The sequence below is a fragment of the Sabulibacter ruber genome, from assembly GCF_017355955.1.
GTDB classification, from domain to species: Bacteria; Bacteroidota; Bacteroidia; order Cytophagales; family Hymenobacteraceae; genus Nibribacter; species Nibribacter ruber_A.
In genome coordinates this window covers 27,578-46,302 of sequence record NZ_JAFFID010000006.1, presented here as the reverse complement: position 1 = coordinate 46,302, position 18,725 = coordinate 27,578, and the positions used below count along the sequence as shown (strand labels likewise).

Sequence of the window (18,725 nt, the reverse complement as noted above, 5' to 3'; positions counted from 1 at the left end):
ACCATGAATTACAGAAAATATTTATACGGTTCGCTCGTGATCGCGGCACTTCTGACGAGCTGTTCGGATCTGGAGGAGGATCCTTACGGGCTTATCAATACCGGTTCCTTCTATAAAACTCCCTCTGATGCTGAATCGGCGATTATCTATGCTTACTCCATCCTTCCGGAGGTTGGTTACTATTCCAGGGGGTTTCTCATCATCACCGAGCTGCCTACCGAGAATCTGACCCAGAAAGGGGATGCCGGGGTTTCCAACTTTGAGCTTGATGAGCTCAGGACTACCTCCACGAATGCCGACCTGGACAATATCTGGACTTACCTCTACAGGGGGGTCGCCAGGGCGAACGCTGTCATCACCAATGTCCCTAATGTACCGAACATGCCGGAGGTGAGCAAGAACCAAATTGTCGGCGAAGGATACTTCCTGAGAGCGCTTCATTTTTTCAATTTGGTGAGACTGTTCGGAGAAGTACCCTTAAGGGTGGACAACATCGTGGAGGCATCCCAGGTGCCAATCGCCAAATCATCGATTGAAGACGTCTATAAAGTGATCATCGATGATTTACAGCAAGCGGAATCCTTGATAACCTCACAAAGGATAAGCGAAGGGAGAGCGAACAAAGTTGCCGTCCAGGCCCTGCTCGCCAAGGTATACCTTCACTTAGCCTCTTCCAAAAGCTCCAATTCCCCTGGGTATGATTTTGTGGCGGATGCCGATGAAATGTATGCCCAGGCTAAGAATTACTCCGGAAAAGTAACCAATGAACAGACAGCTTTCGGGTTCACCGATAACTTGGTGGATATCTGGAATACGGAGATCTATAAAACAGCCCCGGTGACCGAACATATCTTCGACGCGGCGGTGGATCGGACCGGGGAGATTGAATCCAATTACTCCAAGTTGCCCAATATGTTCCTGCCCGCGGATCGCCGGATGGTTATCCCTTACGACCCGCTTGTTCCCACGAGTGCAACGATCAATATAGGGCAAGGTTGGGGACACTTCCGGACGGAATCGGCCATCTACAATAGCTATGCGGCCAACGACAAACGCAAAACGCAGCTGATCGTGTCACAGTACAAAGGAGAGGACGGGGCTTCCTATACTTTGGATATCAGCGGGAACGCCAGGCCATTCACCCGAAAATACATAGACCCTCTGCGGGTAGGGGACAAAAGCAGCGCCAACACCCCCATCCTGCGGTATTCCGATATTCTTCTCGTGTACGCTGAGGCCGCCGGTCCGACCACGGAAGGTTATGCTGCCATCAACAAGGTTAGGGCCAGGGCTGGATTAGGTAATCTTGACCCCTCTCTGGGAGTGCAGGCTTTCCGGAACGCAGTTGTGGAGGAAAGAGCGCTGGAGCTTGCCTTTGAAGGGAATCGGCTTTTTGACCTTCGGCGCACCAATACAATGGAGGAAGTTCTGGAACACAAGTACAATAAAACCATCACAAGCGGAGCGTACTTCTTCCCAATTCCTCAAAGAGAAATAGATACCAATCCTTTAATGAAGCCATAAAAAAGGTTATGAAAAATAGAATCATCTTAAACATAAACCTCCTGTTGGTATTTGTTGCCTTGTGTACAGGATGTGTCGAAGATCCCTACGATGGGGTAGTCAGCAACGAAAGGTCGATAGAAGCTGTAACCCTCGGAGGGGATCTGGTGCAAGTAGGCCCTGCCGTTGTTGACAGAACGGAAGGGAAAGTTACAGTTACGGTATTAGTGCAACCAGGCACAGACCTAAGCAAGGTTTCTCCTCAGATTCAGACTTCGTATAAGTCCACCATCTCCCCTGGTTCAGGTGAGCCGGTAAACTTTGCGGCTAACAATAACCAGGCAACTTATACAGTTACTTCTGAATCAGGCAAAACGCGTGACTGGCAAGTGGAATTGGTTCCTTTTACGGAGACTCTTCTTGGGACCTATGACATCAACGGGTTGGTTGTATTCGGTGGCACCGGACCGGAATATGGAGGAGGGGCCGTTTTGAAAATGACGGATAAACCCTGGGTGTGGCCAGCAGCTGGAGGGCCTGAGGCAGAGTTGGACAATACCCTGACGTTTGAATTTACCGGCGTAACCGCGGAGGGCCATACATACGGCACCGTAACGAACAACGCCGGTCCTGATGGTCAATATGCCAATTTCCTTTTTGTGGGCAATCCCCAGACGGATGTCAACAGCTTCTATAGGAAAATCCCCAAGGGAGTGGGTACCTGGACCCGTAACTACACTGCCAATACCGTGACCTTCACCTTTGCCGACAATACCACCGCCACCGCCTCCTTCGTGGGACCGGGGAGCATCAGCTTAGGCAATGGTCTGAACAAGACCGTCACCGACAACGCTTTTGAGTTTACCTTGAATGGCACAGATGATTGGAACAATATCTATTCCGATTATGATAAGTTTGTCAAAAAACCTAGAAGGTTCTGGGTGGAGGTGAAGAAACAGTAACCACAAAAGGCTGGGGATAAACGGTCTTCAGCCTTTTACACCTCCTGTTATACCTCTACTCCGCATTAACTTAGCAAATATATCGGATACCTTAAGCACCCTTTTTAAGAAAATCCCCAAAGGGCCTGTTCGAGAGTGGCCTAGCTGAAAAGTATCGGCAACCCTTTAAGGCTTGGCACTGCTCCTAACAGTTTCTATCTACCTGCTAGAATCCGCCCCCAGGCACCACGTTTCCGCGGATCGTTAAACGATATTATATGAACAACAGAATTGTAGTTTTTGCATTAACCGCTTTATCTCTCTTTTCCTCCTGCGGAAGCAAGGAAAACGAGCCAGAGCCTGAAATACCGGTGGTCACCCCTCAAACACCCTTCAAGACGCTGAACTACCTTTACAGTATCTCAGGTTCGAAAACCGTTTCCGGTATCCATAACCGGGAGCCGAACGCAACCCCAGCACGGTGGACTGAGGAGATGAATACGGTAGCGGGTAAATACCCAGGGCTTTGGAGTGGAGATTTCCTGTTCCAAGCCGACAATATCAATAATCGCCAGATCATGGTGAATGAGGCATGGAACCAATGGAAAAAAGGGGCTATCATCAACATCATGTGGCATGCCTGTAACCCGGCATTGTCCCAGCCGTGTGGCTGGGATTCAAATGGAGTCCTGAGCGAATTGACAGATGCCCAATGGACTGAATTGATCACGGATGGCACACCATTGAATGCTAAATGGAAGGCAATGATGGATGAAGTCAGTGTTCACCTTCAGTTCCTAGAAGACAAAGGGGTAGAAGTGCTATGGAGGCCACTTCACGAGATGAACCAAGGGAACTTCTGGTGGGGCGGAAGACCGGGGGCGAACGGCACCCGCAGACTTTATCAGATCACCCATGACTACATGACCAAGACCAAAGGTTTGACGAATCTTATCTGGGTGTGGGATGTGCAGGACTTTTCAACTCTGGAAAATGACCTTGTTAACTACAACCCTGGTGAAGGGTACTGGGACATAGCGGCTTTGGACTTCTACGATGGCAGCGGATTCTCCCAAGGGAAATATAATGCCATGGTCAAAGCGGCTAAAGGCAAACCGATCGCCATCGGGGAATGCGAGAGATTGCCCACTGTTGAAGAATTAACCTACCAGCCAAAATGGACATTTTATATGGGATGGTCCGAACTGGTCTTTGAAAGGAACACAGCTGCAGAGATGAAGGCGCTGCAAAACTCTTCAAAGGTCATCACCTTGGATGAAATGCCAGGTTGGTAGTATCCATCCATTGCCTTCTGTTGCTTTGTATTGCTAAATCCACCTCCAGTTTCCAACTGGGATCAGGTCACCGTAATCTGTTATTCCGTTCAGGGTATCTCCTGAAGGAATAACAGCGGACCTTCCTTGCCGGGAAATCAGGCTAACCCGGCAGGCCATCACTATTAGGACTCCCTTCTTTATACAAATTCCCAAACTCCCATACTATGAATCTGCGTATTTCCCCCTTGCTTCTGTTTGCTTTCTTTACTGTACTTTTCTCTTCCTGTAGAAGCTCACAGCCTTTTAAGTCCCTTGATTATCTTAAAAGTATATCCGGATCAAAAACTATAGCCGGGCAGCATAACCGCGAGCCGAACAGCGAACCTGAGAGATGGTCCAAGTACATTGCCGAAACGACTGGCAAATACCCCGCTTTGTGGAGCGGTGACTTTCTGTTTCAGCAGGAAAACATAGACCAAAGGTGGACTATGATCCATGAAGCCAAGCGCCAGTGGGAAAAAGGAGCCATCGTCAATATCATGTGGCATGGCTGCCCCCCCAACCAGGGAGAGCCTTGCGGGTGGGATCCGGGCTTATTGAACGCCCAGCTCAATGACCAGGAGTGGCAGGAAATCATCACTGATGGAACGCCGTTGAACAAAAAGTGGAAAGCCCGAATGGATGACATCGCGGTATATCTCAAATACCTAAAGGATAATAATGTAGAGGTACTGTTTCGTCCTCTCCATGAAATGAACCAGGGTAAATTCTGGTGGGGTGGAAGGCCCGGGCCAAATGGAACGGCTCGCCTGTACCAGATCACCCATGATTACATGGTAAAGGAGAAAGGACTGACTAACCTGATCTGGGTGTGGGACATGCAAGACATGAGCCGTGATTTCGCCGAGTACAATCCGGGTGATCAATACTGGGATGTATTTGCTTTTGACGTGTATGACCAGGGGTTTGATCCGTCCTGGTACAACTATATCCTGCCAATTGTGGGAAATAAACCGATGGCCATTGGGGAGTGTGCCAAACTACCTACCCCGGAAATGCTTAAGGAACAACCCCGATGGATATTCTTCATGGCATGGTCAGAGTTGGTGAAAGAGAGCAATACCCCGGAGGCTATCAAGGCATTGTACCACTCGGACAGAGTCATCACCCTGGATGAGATGCCAGGCTGGCAAAAAGCTAAATAAGGCAGAAGCCAAATCCCTTCATTCATCTTCGTGCGGTTCCCATTTTTCGGGTGTTTTCCTTGATCTATCCGGAAAACGGGAACTTTGTCCCCTCCATTTTGGACCGTGTAAGTGCCTGTTTTGTTTGGCAGGAAGGTAAGGTCCTCATAATGGTTCCTTGGCTTTTGCATTATTCCTATCCTTGGGCTGAATAAGATTCAGCCATGTTTGACCTTGTTTATCCATTCTCCATGAAAGCATCACTCAGAGTTTTGCTTCTATTCCTGTTGCTTACCCTGGCCAAAGCAACAGTTGCCCAGAATAGAATCGAAAACGTGACCCGGCCCAAAGCTCCCATAAAGCAGTTTGAGAAAGCGGAATGGACCATCAACCTGCAGGTCCCGTTCACGAATCCCTATGACCAGAAAGAAATCACCCTGGACATGGTGTTGACTTCTCCATCTGGAAAACCGCTGTTATTGCCTTGTTATTTTGAGAAGGGGAACACAAATGCCTCTGAATGGAAAGCGAGGTTCACCCCCCAGGAAGTCGGCACCTACAGCTGGTACTTTCGGTTGGGCGGGAAAAACATTTCGGATGAATCTAAACCCGAAATATTTGAGGCGAGGAAGGGAGGTAAACCGGGGTTTCTACACAAGAATGATTTGTACACCTTTAAGTTTGATGACGGCACCCTGTTCAGGGGAATAGGAGAAAACGTGGGATGGGAGTCACGTTCGTTTGAGAACGATAAATGGACGTATGATTACCTACTCCCCACCTTATCTAAAAACGGGGCCAACTTCTTCCGGACCTGGATGTGCTATTGGAACTTGCCGCTGGAATGGAAGAAAGTAAGCTCCACCAAACGGTATTCCAACACACAAGAGTACTTTCACCCTGGTGCCATACAACGGATGGAGGAACTGCTACAACTCTGCGACTCCCTAAATCTGTACTTCATGCTCACTTTTGACTGGCATGGACATCTTATGGAAAATGGCGGCTGGAAAAACAGCAACTACAACCAAGTCAACGGTGGGCCGGCCAAAACCCCTACAGAGTTTTTCACCTCGCAAAGGGCCCGTGAGAAATACAAAAACAAATTGCGCTACATCGTGGCCCGTTGGGGATACAGCACCAACATAGGAGTCTGGGAGTTCTTCAACGAAGTAGACAACGCAGCTTTTACCGCGGCCGATAGCGTGATTATTCCGCATGAAGCCATAACGCAGTGGCACGATGACATGAGTCGCTACCTCAAAGACATTGATCCCTACCAGCATTTGGTCTCCACCAGCATTTCCCACCGTGACATAGCGGGCTTGAACGCCATAGCCTATTTGGATTTCAATCAGAAACACATCTACAAACACACAGGGAAAATCCCGTCCATTTACCCAACCTACATCAGCACCTTCGGCAAGCCATATGTGATCGGGGAGTTTGGCTACCGTTGGGAGGACGCAGATCCCAAATACGGGGAAGAGTGGGATTACGATTACAAGCGGGGCCTATGGTATGGCCTTTTCAACCCCACGCCCATTTTGCCCATGACCTGGTGGTGGGAACTGTTTGATGATCGCAAGATGACCTCGTATTTCAACTCTGTGAAAGAAATCAATGACCAGATGCTGGCCTCTGGAAAGGGCAGCTTTGAACCATTTGAAGTTACTACTGATAAGTTAGAAGCCTACGGAATGAAGTGCGGAAACAAATATTTCGTTTATCTGCTCAACAATTCCCCAGCGGAACTAACGTCAGATATCTCATTTGAGGTGAAAGAGGGAAAAATTAAAGAGGCACAGACCTTCGCCCCGATAAGCCGCCAGTATCAGAAGCTTACCTCATTTAGCACCAAAAACCAAGAACTGATAATGCCGCGGGTAAAGTTTGCCCCACGGCAGGAAATGGTTCTGATTCTATCAAGCAAATAGTGGTGTTAACAGCAGCAGGCAAATATATCACCTGGCGTATTGGCCCTGTTTTCGGGTAATCAGCCCAAATGTGGAGGAGCTGTTTTCCTCTAAACGGATTTTACGTGAGGTATTTTCAAGCACGGCAATGACGGATAAGGTACTTCTTATAAAACAAATTCAATATATACTGGTAGCAGCCCTTTTGTTGGGAAATACATTCGTAGGGGAAACAGCGATGGCACAGACGTCTAAATTGAACTACGGCCTCTCTAAGCCCCAAGACCAAAGTACTTTGCCAAAGGCAAAAGCAGTGCCAACCAAAGTACAACGGAAATCCAAAACAACGCCTTACACCCAACTGCTTCCGTTAACGGATGGAGCTTTTGAGATAGCCAACGGATGGGAAATGTATGAAGCCAGCAAGGTGGGGAGCAGTGGATCCGCTATTTCCAAACCGGCCCATAACAGTGCTGCCTGGTACAACGCCACCGTGCCTGGCACCGTGCTGACCACTTTGGTGGAACAAGGCATTTACCCGGATCCGTACTTTGGGCTGAACAACCTCGTGATTCCGGACACGCTCTGCCGGCAAGATTGGTGGTATAGAACTTCCTTCCGCATCCCTGAGGCTCAGAAAAACAAAACTGTTTGGCTTACCTTACATGGCGTCAATTACCGGGCGGAAATCTGGCTGAACGGCAAAGCAGTAGGTACCATGAGAGGAGCATTCAAACGAGGCACCTACAACATCACCAACAATTTGGTGGCAGGCGGAGAGAACGTGTTGGCTGTACATATTTTACCGCCGCTTCATCCAGGCATTCCGCATGAAGAATCCTCGCTAACGGGGCAGGGGCCAAACGGAGGCATCCTGGCCCTGGACGGCCCCACATTTATCTCTTCTGAAGGATGGGATTGGGTCCCGGGCATCAGAGACCGCAACATCGGGCTCTGGCAGAAAGTGACACTTACGTTCACCGGTGATGTAGTACTGCAAGACCCGCAAGTCATCACAGACCTTCCGCTGCCGGATACATCCCAAGCCCAGCTTACCCTCATTACTAAAGTTTGGAACTCGGGTAAAAAGCCTAAAACCGTTACGGTAACTGTACAGCTGGAGAATACCGAAGTCAGCCAAAAAGTCGCCCTCAAGGCGGGCGAAATCAAGACGGTCTCTTTTGCGCCTGCCCAGTTTAAAGAACTTACCATGAAGAACCCTCGGCTTTGGTGGCCCAACGGCTACGGCAATCCGGAACTCTACCAGATGCGGCTGAGCATAACCGAAAACGGAAACCAACTCTCGGATGAACGGCATATCAGGTTTGGCGTACGGGAGCTCACCTATGAAATGTCTGTTGATTTCCCGCAGGAACAGGCCAGGCGCATTGAGTATGCCCCCACCAATCTCCGTGCTCAACGGAAGCTGTTGTTTGACAATTTGAACCGCCGGGAAGTGCAGCCCGAAGTACATGTCCCTAAACTGCGCGAGGGGGTAAATCCTGACCTATTCCCGCATCTGCCTGAAAAAGGCACAGCTCCCTATTTGGTGTTGAGGGTAAACGGGCGGCGCATCTTCTGCCGGGGCGGCAACTGGGGCATGGATGATGCGATGAAGCGCGTTTCACGCGAGCGGCTGGAGCCTTATTTTAAACTGCACCGGAACGCCCATTTCAACATGATCAGGAACTGGACCGGTGAGAGTACCGAGGAGGTATTCTATGATCTTGCCGATGAGTACGGTCTCCTGGTCTGGAATGATTTCTGGCTCTCAACCGAAGGGTATAATCTGGAGCCCCAAGATAATGAGCTGTTCCTAGAGAATGCCGCCGATGTGGTGAAACGCTTCCGGAACCATCCTTCTATTGCCCTCTGGTGCCCCAGGAACGAGGGGTACGCGCCAGTTAGTTTAGAGGACGCACTGGCTACCTTGATTATGAACGAAGACGGCACCCGCCTCTATCAGCCCAACTCCCGTTACCTGAACCTCCGCCCCAGTGGACCTTGGCACTACTTCAAAGACCCCGCCGATTACTTCAGGAACAACGCCCAGGGCTTTAACACAGAGATCGGCACCTTCTCGGTTCCTGAAGCCAAAACCCTCCGCAAGTTTATCCCCCAGGAAGACCTTTGGCCCATCAGCGATACTTGGTATTACCATGACTTCCATGCTGAACACCAGCAGAAACAGTACATAGGTGCCGTGGACAGTCTTTATGGAAAACCGCGAAGTGTGGAGGAGTTCACCAGAAAGGTGCAGTTCATCAACTATGACAGCCACCGGGCCATATTTGAGGCCTGGAACAGTAAACTCTGGCACAACACCAGTGGTGTACTCCTATGGATGTCTCACCCGGCCTGGCCCAGCATGATTTGGCAAACGTATACTTGGGACTATGGAACCCATGGCTCATACTACGGCTCCCAGAAGGCCTGTGAGCCTGTCCATGTGCAAATGAACCTGCATGATAATCAGGTAGCCGTGGTAAATACCACTATGCGGTCTTTCCCCCAAGCAACAGTAACCCTTGAGGTGTATGACCTTGCCGGTAAAAGAGCCCAGCAACTGGAACGCCCGGTTATGGTAGCGGCCAACCAACTCACCCCAGTATTCACGCCTGACTTACCCGAAGGTCTTCCGGAGGTGTACCTGATCAGGCTTACCCTGAAGGGAAACGCCGGGGAACTACTGTCACAAAACGAATACTGGAAAACCAACCCCAAGAACGGGGACTTTAAGGCATTCAACCAACTTCCGCAGGTGCAGCTGCAAGGCAGGCTCCTGAAGCAGGATAATCAGAAGCATACCATCCTGTACGAAGTCATTAATTCAACCACAATCCCTGCCCTGTCGCTTAAATTTGGTTTAAAGACAGCTGAAAACAAGGAAGTCTTACCCGCCTATTTCTCAGATGGCTACTTCACGTTGTTACCCGGCGAAAAGAAGCAAATACAGGTGACCTACCCGGAGTTGGTGAAGCATGAGAAACTGTCGCTCACGGCGGAGGGGTACAATGTTTTGCAAGAGCTTGAATAATTTCCTCTTGCCTAAGGGGTAGAAACTCCTTCTGCCAAAACACAGTTCTTTCTTACCTTGTAAAGAAGGGCAGGCGGTAATTTGGTATTTCTGTGTTGAGAAGGCTCACCATCCTCTTGCTGGCGTAAGCGTTAGCGGACCATTCTGGTTTTGGGACTGTTTTCTAAAAAGTAGCGCATAAAAGGAGTATGGATGCCTAGTAGCACCACTGCTGAACGTGTATGGAATAGATTATAAAAGCCCCAAGGCGTGAAATGGAAGAATGTCAAGCATGAGAATGAACCGAAGAAACTTTGTTGCGAAAGCGGGCTTAGGAGCCGCCACCCTAGGCATAACACCCGCCCTCTCTTTATCGTCCTGCACAGTGCCTGAAAAATCACGGGACCCGGAGAATGACGGACAGGTCCTGTTCATAGGAGATGATATAGCCCTTGCCCAGACGAACTACGGAAAAGTCAAGGGATATATGATGAACAGTGTGTATTCGTTTCTGGGTATTCCCTACGCCGCGGATGCCTCAGGCAAGAACAGGTTCATGCCTCCTCAGGAGCCGAAGCCGTGGAAAGAAGTGCGCCCAGCGGTGTACCCCGGAAACTCAGCCCCGCAGGATATCTATGACCGCAAACCCGAAAACTACTATTCCTTTGTAGACCATTGGAACTATGATGAGGTAAGCGAAGATTGCCTGCGGCTGAACATCTGGACGCCAGGCTTAACCGATGGGGGAAAGCGGCCAGTACTGGTGTGGCTACACGGCGGTGGGTTTAGCAAAGGGAACGGTCTGGAGCAGGACGGCTACCACGGTGAGAGCTTCAGCAAGTACGGAAATGTGGTCTTCTGTTCCATCAACCATCGGCTAGGCCCGATCGGCTTTTCGGATTTCTCCGCCATTGGAGGCGAGAAATACAAACACTCCGGAAATGTGGGCATGTTGGATGTGTTGGCGGCCCTGAAATGGATAAACCAAAACATTGAGAACTTTGGAGGAGATCCCGGAAACGTCACGGTAATGGGGCAATCTGGGGGTGGTGCCAAGGTATGTGTCGTGGCCGCCATGCCAGAGGCAAAAGGATTGGTACACAAAGCGGTTGCCCTGAGCGGCTCAGATGTCAAAGGAGTGGACAGAACCTATTCGCAGGAGCTGGGGAGATACATCCTGCAGGAAGCCAACCTCACCCCTTCCCAAATTGACCAGCTGCAGGAACTACCCTGGAAAGAATACCTGGTCCTGGCCAACAGAGCGGCTAAAAGAATGGAGCAAGAAAGGGGAGGTCCTGGTATGAGAAGAGGTGGCTTTGGCCCCGTGGCAGATGGATTGCATTTACCGGAAGGGCAGTTCTATGCGGACGCTTCCTTGGCTTCTCCCAACGTTCCTATGCTGCTATGTACCACTTTCCATGAGTGGGCTCCAGGCCGCACCGAACCAGAGTTAGAGAATATTACATTAGAGGGAGTTATTGACAAACTCAGGAGTGCCTATGGCGACAAAGCCGCGGAAATAGTTAGTGCGTATGACAAAACCTTTCCAAACAGGAAACCCATCGAAATTTGGTCATTGATTGTATCTAATAGAGAAGCAGTGATAAGGACTGCAAACGCCAAACTTAAGCAAAATGCTCCTGTCTATATGGCTTGGTTCGGTTGGAGTTCACCTTTGTTCAATCACCGGATGCGGTCATTTCACTGCTTAGACATCAGTTTCTGGTTTCTTAACACCGACCGAATGGTAACCCATACTGGAGGGGGCGCCCGCCCAAGAAACCTAGCAAAAAAAATGGCTGGTGCTTTGTTGAACTTCATGCATAAGGGAGATCCTAATGGCGCTGACCTACCTAATTGGCCTCAATATACCTTGGAGAAAGGAGAGACAATGGTTCTTAATGATGAGTGCAAGGTTGAGTACGACCCAGATAGGGAAGCCCGGCAAAAGCTATCCTAAAAAAGGGCTTTAGAAAACACCCTTGATCCTAAGTCTCAGCCCTTATTCGTAGAGCCTTTCCTAGAAATAAAGGAGGTCTAAAGGAGATTAGAACTGTGGTAATGGAGAGAGCATCGCCTAGCTGAGCAACTTTTCAGGTCATAACAACTAAGCCCAAGGGTTAAGCGGATCTTAGTTTACTTAGCCCATTCTAATATGGGCCTAATACAAATCAGGCAGAGACCATCAAATGCTTACATGTGCCCGGTATAAAGCAAAACCCTTGTGATATATTGTAGTGCAAGGGGGGATGTTGTGTTCGTGGAGATGCAGGCTCTTCACTTTCCCTTTGCCGCTGGGAAACGGCAGGGAAATCTTTCCTGATCCAAGGGACATCCGTCCCATTCCCACGAGGGTTCAGTAATCATTTTGAAGCACCGCATCAATTCTCAGGTGCAGACTGTGGGGTGTAATCAACCTGCTTCTTTATGAGGCGGAATTGACCATTGCCAAGGGCCCTCTCCACCTGGTAAGTAAGTGCTGGGATACTAACCTTTGATTCTTTCAGTGTGCCTATTTATTCCTTGGTTTCCAATTAAGGATTGATTTCCCTTGCCTAACTGGATATTAGTTCTACATTTGTAGGTATGTATGTACATATCGAATACGGGGGATGTATATATTACTCTTTGGAGTCAACTACGCCTGTTGGGATACTAACCAATTTCAATCATCATGAATCATAGCACTGAAAAGGAAAGCTCATCGCAGAACGTTAGGACAGAGATGGAGGAGACTTTAGGGGATAGGGCAACTGGTACTGCCATCTGCTCTCCAAGAGATTTCCGAAATACCTCGCAATACATGCTGCCGCTAAAGAAGGAAGGTGTAGTGGATGGTTACGATGTGTTTCCGTCGTTCAGAATCGAAGACGGAAAAATCGCTGCAGGATTCGAATCGTTGGTTGACTGGCTGTGCACCCATCAGCAGGTAATTATAGATGGGGATCCGGGGGTTTGCTGGAATACGTTTCTCGGGCAGCTGTCCAATGTTGCACAAACCAGGAATGTTCAGGTCAGGCTTATGGATATAAGAGGCGCCTTGAAGCAGGAAGAAGAGGTGAACAGGATGGTCTCTCCTTACTTGGGTGAGGATGATCCTGTCTTTGGACGGCTGTTTGAAGGTGGTTTGTTGGATTTCTTCGATAGAGAAAAGCTCAAGGCCATTCACCCGTCAAATGAGGGACTAACTGTGCTTCATGGTACGGGCGCCGCCCTGGTGAACTGGGATTGCCCGGTTATATTCGTTGAGGTGCCCAAAAATGAGGTACAGTACCGGTCCAGGGCGGGGGTGATTACCAATATAGGGGAGTCGACCCCCGGCTCTCCCAAGCAGCAATACAAAAGGTTCTTCTTTGTGGATTGGGTTGTAATGAACAGGCACAAAAAAGAATGGCTGCCCAAGGTTTCTGCCTGGGTAGATGAACAAAGAGGCACAGACATCTCCTGGATGTCCGGCGAGGATCTAAGGAATGCCCTGAAAAAGGCCTCTGAAAATGTTTTCAGAGCCCGGCCCTGGTTTGAAGCGGGAGCATGGGGAGGAAATTGGATAAAGGAGAATATTCAGGGCATCTCACCTGATGTTCCAAACTATGCCTGGTCCTTTGAGCTTATCACCCCGGAAAATGGGATTGTGTTTGAGAGCGGCAAGATCCTGCTTGAAGTGAGTTTTGCTAACCTGATGCACTATGACAATGAAGCCATCCTAGGCAAGGCGGCAGGGCGCTTTGGAGATGAGTTCCCCATTCGGTTTGATTTTCTGGATACGTTTGGGGGAGGGAATCTCTCCGTGCAGTGCCATCCCACCAATGCCTACATCAGAGACAACTTCGGGGAAACTTTCACGCAAGATGAAACCTACTATATTCTAGATGCCAAACCTGGAGCGAAGGTATACCTGGGCTTTCAGGAGAACATCAAAGCGGATGAATTCAGAACTACGCTGGAGAGAAGTGCGGCAGCCAACGTGGCTGTTCAGGTAGAGGATTTCGTGCAGGTATTCCCAGCCAAAAAGCATGAGCTATTCTTGATTCCCAACGGAACCGTGCACTGCTCCGGGATAGACAACATGGTACTGGAAATAAGCAGCACTCCTTACATCTATACCTTCAAAATGTATGACTGGCTCCGTCTGGACCTGGACGGTAACCCGCGTCCCCTGAATATCAAAAGAGCGTTCGATAACCTGGACTTTGACAGAAAGGGAGACAAGGTAGCCAGGGAGCTCATCTCAGAGCAAACCATTGTTGAGAACGGGGCTGACTGGCAACTGGTTAACCTTTCCACCCATCCGGAGCATTTCTACGCGGTTCACCGCTTTGAGTTTGAAACCGAAGTTCATTCGGAAACGAAGGGCCAATGCCATATCCTGAGCTTAGTGGAAGGAGCCGCCATTACCGTAAAAACCGGCAATGTGGAGCAGCAAGTGAGGTATGCCGAGACTTTTGTGATCCCTGCCGCTGCAACGTCCTATACCCTGGTGAACAACGGTCGGTCACCGGTGAAAGTGGTGAAGGCGTTTGTGAAGGATGAATGCTGTTAGGGGGGCTACCTCCCTGTAAAGGTATGCCCTGGGTATAGGGGAGATACCCTCTTTGGGTACACAGGATGCCGAACCCTGCCTTGATGCTTTTATTCCTATTGCTTTATCTTTCACTTCTCTGGTATGTTGTCCACTAAATCATTCTACTTGTTTGCTATCACCGCGGTTGTCACCATGGGGGGGCTGTTGTTCGGCTTTGACATGGCGGTTATCTCAGGGGTTCTACCTTTTGTGAAAACCCAGTTTGTCTTGTCTGCGGCAGAGGAGGGTTGGTTTGTGTCTTCCGCACTTGTTGGTTGTATCCTTGGGGTAGCCTTCTCCGGTGAACTGAGCGACAGATGGGGCCGCAAGGCCATGTTGACACTGTCAGCGCTACTTTTCCTATTGTCTGCTATCGGTACCGCCGGTGCGCCGAATTTTACCCTTCTGGTACTTGCCCGTATGCTGGGCGGAATAGGGGTCGGGGTGGCGTCCAACGTAGCGCCTCTGTACATCTCGGAGATTGCCCCTGCGGCCGTACGGGGTAGGTTGGTTACTTTCTACCAGTTAGCAATAACGGTGGGTATCCTGGCGGCCTATCTTACGAACGCCGGCCTGTTGAGTATATCGTTATCGCAGGGGGCTACGGGCCTGGGGAATCTGATGGACTATTTGGTGCTGGAGGAGGTCTGGCGCGGGATGTTCGGTTTGGGGGCTGTGCCGGCGGTTCTGTTTTTGGCAGGCTTGCTGTTCGTGCCGGAAAGCCCCCGCTGGTTGGTACAGAAGAATAGAATAGAAGAGGGGACGCGAGTCCTGGCCAAGATCAGCAGCAAGGCCGAGGCGCAGGCAGACGTGTCCAATATCATAAAAACCTCCAACCAGGAAACCGGCTCATACAAAGAGCTCTTCTCTACGAAACTGAGGAAGCCATTGGTGATTGGGTTGCTGTTGCCTGTATTCTCCCAGTTCAGCGGTATCAATGCGGTGATCTATTACGGGCCCAGGATTCTCAATGACGCCGGTATCGATTTGAGTAATGCTTTGATTGGGCAAATTATCTTTGGGTTAGCCAATTTGGTTTTTACCTTGATTGCCATCTGGAAAGTGGATAGGTTAGGCCGCAGGCCCCTTTACCTGGTCGGCTCGATTGGTGCGGCCTTGAGTCTGTTATTCACCGGTTTTAGTTTTTATACCGGTAGTACCGGTTTCTCCCTTTTGCTTTCCATTATAGTTTTTCTGGCCTGTTTTGCCTTCTCCATAGGACCCTTGAAGTTTGTGATAGCGGCAGAGATTTTCCCCAACAAAATAAGGGGGAGAGCCATGGCGCTCAGTATCATGGCCATGTGGATAGCGGATACCATAGTAGGCCAGGTTACCCCCATTCTTTTAGCCTGGGTAGGCGCAGCCATGGCCTTCTGGTTTTTCGCAGCCTTTTGCCTGTGCGCGTTTTGGGTAGTGCTGAAACTGGTGCCGGAAACGAAAGGCAAATCCCTGGAGGAAATACAAGGCATGTGGGCTGGCCATTAGGTATGTCCATCCGCCCTCAGGGAAACGCTTCGTGCTTTCCTACCCCTTAGACTGAATCCAACCAGCGGTTTCAGACGGTTACCGGCACCTACCTGTTTCAGGGGGGCACACATGTAAGCCGGTAGGTTCCAGACCGCTGAAAGGGAAGGTCTCACCCAGGCATAACGGGGAACGGAGCTTCTTTTGAAACATAACCATACACTCATTATCCCATCTCATGAAAATACGAAACTCCTTTTTACAAACATCCCTGTTTGTTTTATCTCTGGGTTTAGCCTCCTGCGCCGTAACCAGGAATGAGAAAGATGTACTTAGTTACGTTGACCCCAATATAGGAACCGCCCACAGCCGCTGGTTTTTCTATACCCCGGCCGCAGTGCCTTATGGCATGGCCAAGTTAGCCCCCTCCACCAATGGGCATTACGGGAATAAAGATGGCTGGGAGGCTGTAGGCTATGATACCCGGCACAACTCGATAGAGGGTTTTGTGCATTTCCACGAATGGCAGGTAGGCGGGGTGAGTTTTATGCCTACGGCCGGAGAACTTAAAGTAAAACCCGGCGAGCTGGAAAAGAGCGATAGCGGCTACCGGTCTGATTTTGACAGGAAAAACGAGCTGGCGCAGCCCGGCTATTACAAAGTCCTATTGGATGATTACAAGATCACAGCCGAACTGACCGCTACCAAGCATGTCGGGTTCCACCGGTATACTTTCCCCCAGAACCAGCAATCGAGGATTATCCTGGATATTGGTAATGTGCAAGGGGAAAGCGGCTGGATCACGGATGCGTCAGTTAGAATGATAGATGATACGCATTTTGAGGGCTTTGTGCATACCTACCCGAAATATGTCAAGAAATACGACCCAGAAGGGAAAGTCTCTATGTATTTCTACGGCGAGATAAGCAGGAAACCTCTGCGGGTGGGTTCCTTTTCGGAAAAGGGAGTAGAGTCTGCTTCAACCGTTGCGGTGGGCAAAGGAGCCGGGCTTTTCCTGGAGTATGAAACCCAAAATCAGGAGGCCATCGAAATCAAAGTCGGACTGTCTTATACCTCCACGCAGAACGCCAAACTGAACCTGGCGGCGGAAGGCGAGAAGCTGTCCTTTGAGCAAGCCAAAAGACAGGCCCAGAAAGCATGGCGGGAAGAACTAGGGAAGCTGCAGGTAGAAGGCCCTGAGGAGAACAATAAAACCAAGTTTTATACCGGCTTATACCACGCCCTGCTAGGCCGCGGAGTGGCCAGCGACGTGAATGGCGCCTTCCCCCGGCACGACGGTGCGATCGGGCAATTACCCCGCGACGCAAAAGGAGACTTCAGCTATAATTTCATGAATACCGACGCGATCTGGGGAGGCTATTGGAACCTGACGCAATTGTGGACTTTAGCATACCCGCGGCATTACAATGATTTCGTGCATACCCAGTTACAGGTTTACAAGGAAAGAGGATGGTTCGGCGACGGGATAGCCAACAGTAATTTCGTTTCCGGGGTAGGTACCAACATGGTAGGGTTGGCCGTTGCGGCAGCTTACAATGCGGGCATCCGGGAGTATGACACGGAGCTGGCCTATAAAGCAGTGTATGAAAATGAGATGAGCTGGAAAAACAGGAAAGAAGGGTCCGGTAAGATGGATGTAAAAGCTTTCGTGGAACGAGGGTACTCCCCTTTTATAGGGGGCGGTGATACCTTCATCACCGATTCCACCGGCTCCACGTTTTCAGCATCGCATACCATGGAGTACGCCTACAGTGCCTACGCAGCGGCCCAGATGGCCAAATCGATGGGCAAAACAGAGGACTACCAGAAGTTAATGAAGTACTCGGACGGCTGGAGGCACCTGTTCAACCCCCAGTCGAAGCTTATTCACCCCAAAGACCCCAAGGGCAATTTCATAACCCCGTTCGATCCGTATCAAGCCTGGAGAGGGTTCCAGGAGGGAAATGCCATCCAGTATACTTTCTTTGTGCCCCACAACCCAGAAGGCCTGATTTCTGCGGTGGGAAGGGAAGAGTTTAACACCAGGTTGGATAATATTTTCAAGGAGTCTCAGAAAAACGCCTTTGGTGGTGGCAAAACCATTGATGCCTTTGCGGGCATCAACGCCATCTACAATCACGGAAACCAGCCAAACCTGCACATAAGCTGGCTCTTTAACTTCTCCGGTAAGCCCTGGCTCACCCAGAAGTGGACCAGGGCCATCTGCAATGAGTTTTATGGGACAGAGGGCGTGCATGGCTATGGCTACGGGCAGGACGAGGACCAAGGGCAGTTAGGGTCCTGGTACGTAATGGCCTCACTGGGTCTTTTTGACGTAAAAGGCTTCACCGATGCCAGGCCTATCATACAGATTGGAAGCCCCCTGTTTGACAAGGCCACCATCACGCTGGGCAACCGGAAGAAGCTCGTCATTGAAACCAAGAACAATGCAGCAGATAACGTGTACATACAGTCTGCCTCTTTCAACGGGAAGCCTTTGGCCAATAGCTGGTTGTACCTGGATGAGGTAATGGCGGGCGGTAAGCTGGAATTTGTCATGGGTAACCAGCCCAATGAGACCTGGGGCACCATGGTTGCTCCTCCCACCGTGAAATAACGATCTGGCATGAAGGATGCCGTATAAGCCCTCCGCGACGTCTACGGAGAAGCTATCCGACCTATCAAAGGGCTCTTCTGTTTTGAGCCTGCCTTTGGCCGCTTCGCTGAATACAGACCAAAGCCAGAAGAGCCCTTCAGCATCCTTAACCAGGCGCGTAGACCCAGATCCAGGGATTCAGCCAGAAACCCTGGATCCCTTGGGGAGACTGGGCAGATACGGCAAGAGGGAGAGGGGCGTGGTGGA

Annotated in this window: 10 protein-coding genes; all 10 read left to right on the top strand. The window is 50.1% G+C overall.

Features of this window, described 5'->3' with window-relative positions:
- Positions 1 to 3: 3 nt before the first annotated feature.
- The 10 genes from JT719_RS22075 (at position 4) to JT719_RS22030 (ending at position 18,479) form a co-directional block, all read left to right on the top strand.
- Complete coding sequence (locus tag JT719_RS22075; protein WP_207435935.1) at positions 4 to 1,524, top strand: RagB/SusD family nutrient uptake outer membrane protein; 1,521 nt, start codon at positions 4 to 6, stop codon at positions 1,522 to 1,524.
- A gap of 8 nt (positions 1,525 to 1,532) precedes the next feature.
- On the top strand, positions 1,533 to 2,465 hold the full coding sequence (locus JT719_RS22070; protein ID WP_207435934.1) for a hypothetical protein: 933 nt from the start codon (positions 1,533 to 1,535) through the stop codon (positions 2,463 to 2,465).
- A 257-nt stretch (positions 2,466 to 2,722) separates the two neighbouring features.
- Entirely contained in the window at positions 2,723 to 3,739 is a 1,017-nt protein-coding gene (locus tag JT719_RS22065; protein ID WP_207435933.1) for a glycoside hydrolase family 26 protein, read from the top strand.
- 206 nt (positions 3,740 to 3,945) lie between these two features.
- On the top strand, positions 3,946 to 4,926 hold the full coding sequence (locus tag JT719_RS22060) for a glycoside hydrolase family 26 protein (protein ID WP_207435932.1): 981 nt from the start codon (positions 3,946 to 3,948) through the stop codon (positions 4,924 to 4,926).
- Between the two features lie 230 nt (positions 4,927 to 5,156).
- Positions 5,157 to 6,842, top strand: a complete 1,686-nt coding sequence (locus JT719_RS22055) for a DUF5060 domain-containing protein (RefSeq protein WP_207435931.1) — start codon at positions 5,157 to 5,159, stop codon at positions 6,840 to 6,842.
- 217 nt (positions 6,843 to 7,059) lie between these two features.
- A complete protein-coding gene (locus tag JT719_RS22050; RefSeq protein ID WP_207435930.1) occupies positions 7,060 to 9,858 on the top strand; it encodes a glycosyl hydrolase 2 galactose-binding domain-containing protein in 2,799 nt (932 codons plus the stop codon).
- A gap of 271 nt (positions 9,859 to 10,129) precedes the next feature.
- A complete protein-coding gene (locus tag JT719_RS22045) occupies positions 10,130 to 11,797 on the top strand; it encodes a carboxylesterase/lipase family protein (RefSeq protein WP_207435929.1) in 1,668 nt (555 codons plus the stop codon).
- A 714-nt stretch (positions 11,798 to 12,511) separates the two neighbouring features.
- Positions 12,512 to 14,377, top strand: a complete 1,866-nt coding sequence (locus JT719_RS22040; protein ID WP_207435928.1) for a class I mannose-6-phosphate isomerase — start codon at positions 12,512 to 12,514, stop codon at positions 14,375 to 14,377.
- A 123-nt stretch (positions 14,378 to 14,500) separates the two neighbouring features.
- The gene (locus JT719_RS22035; RefSeq protein ID WP_207435927.1) at positions 14,501 to 15,883 is read left to right on the top strand and encodes a sugar porter family MFS transporter; all 1,383 of its coding nucleotides are present in this window, start codon (positions 14,501 to 14,503) and stop codon (positions 15,881 to 15,883) included.
- A 217-nt stretch (positions 15,884 to 16,100) separates the two neighbouring features.
- Complete coding sequence (locus tag JT719_RS22030) at positions 16,101 to 18,479, top strand: GH92 family glycosyl hydrolase (RefSeq protein WP_207435926.1); 2,379 nt, start codon at positions 16,101 to 16,103, stop codon at positions 18,477 to 18,479.
- Positions 18,480 to 18,725 lie beyond the last annotated feature (246 nt).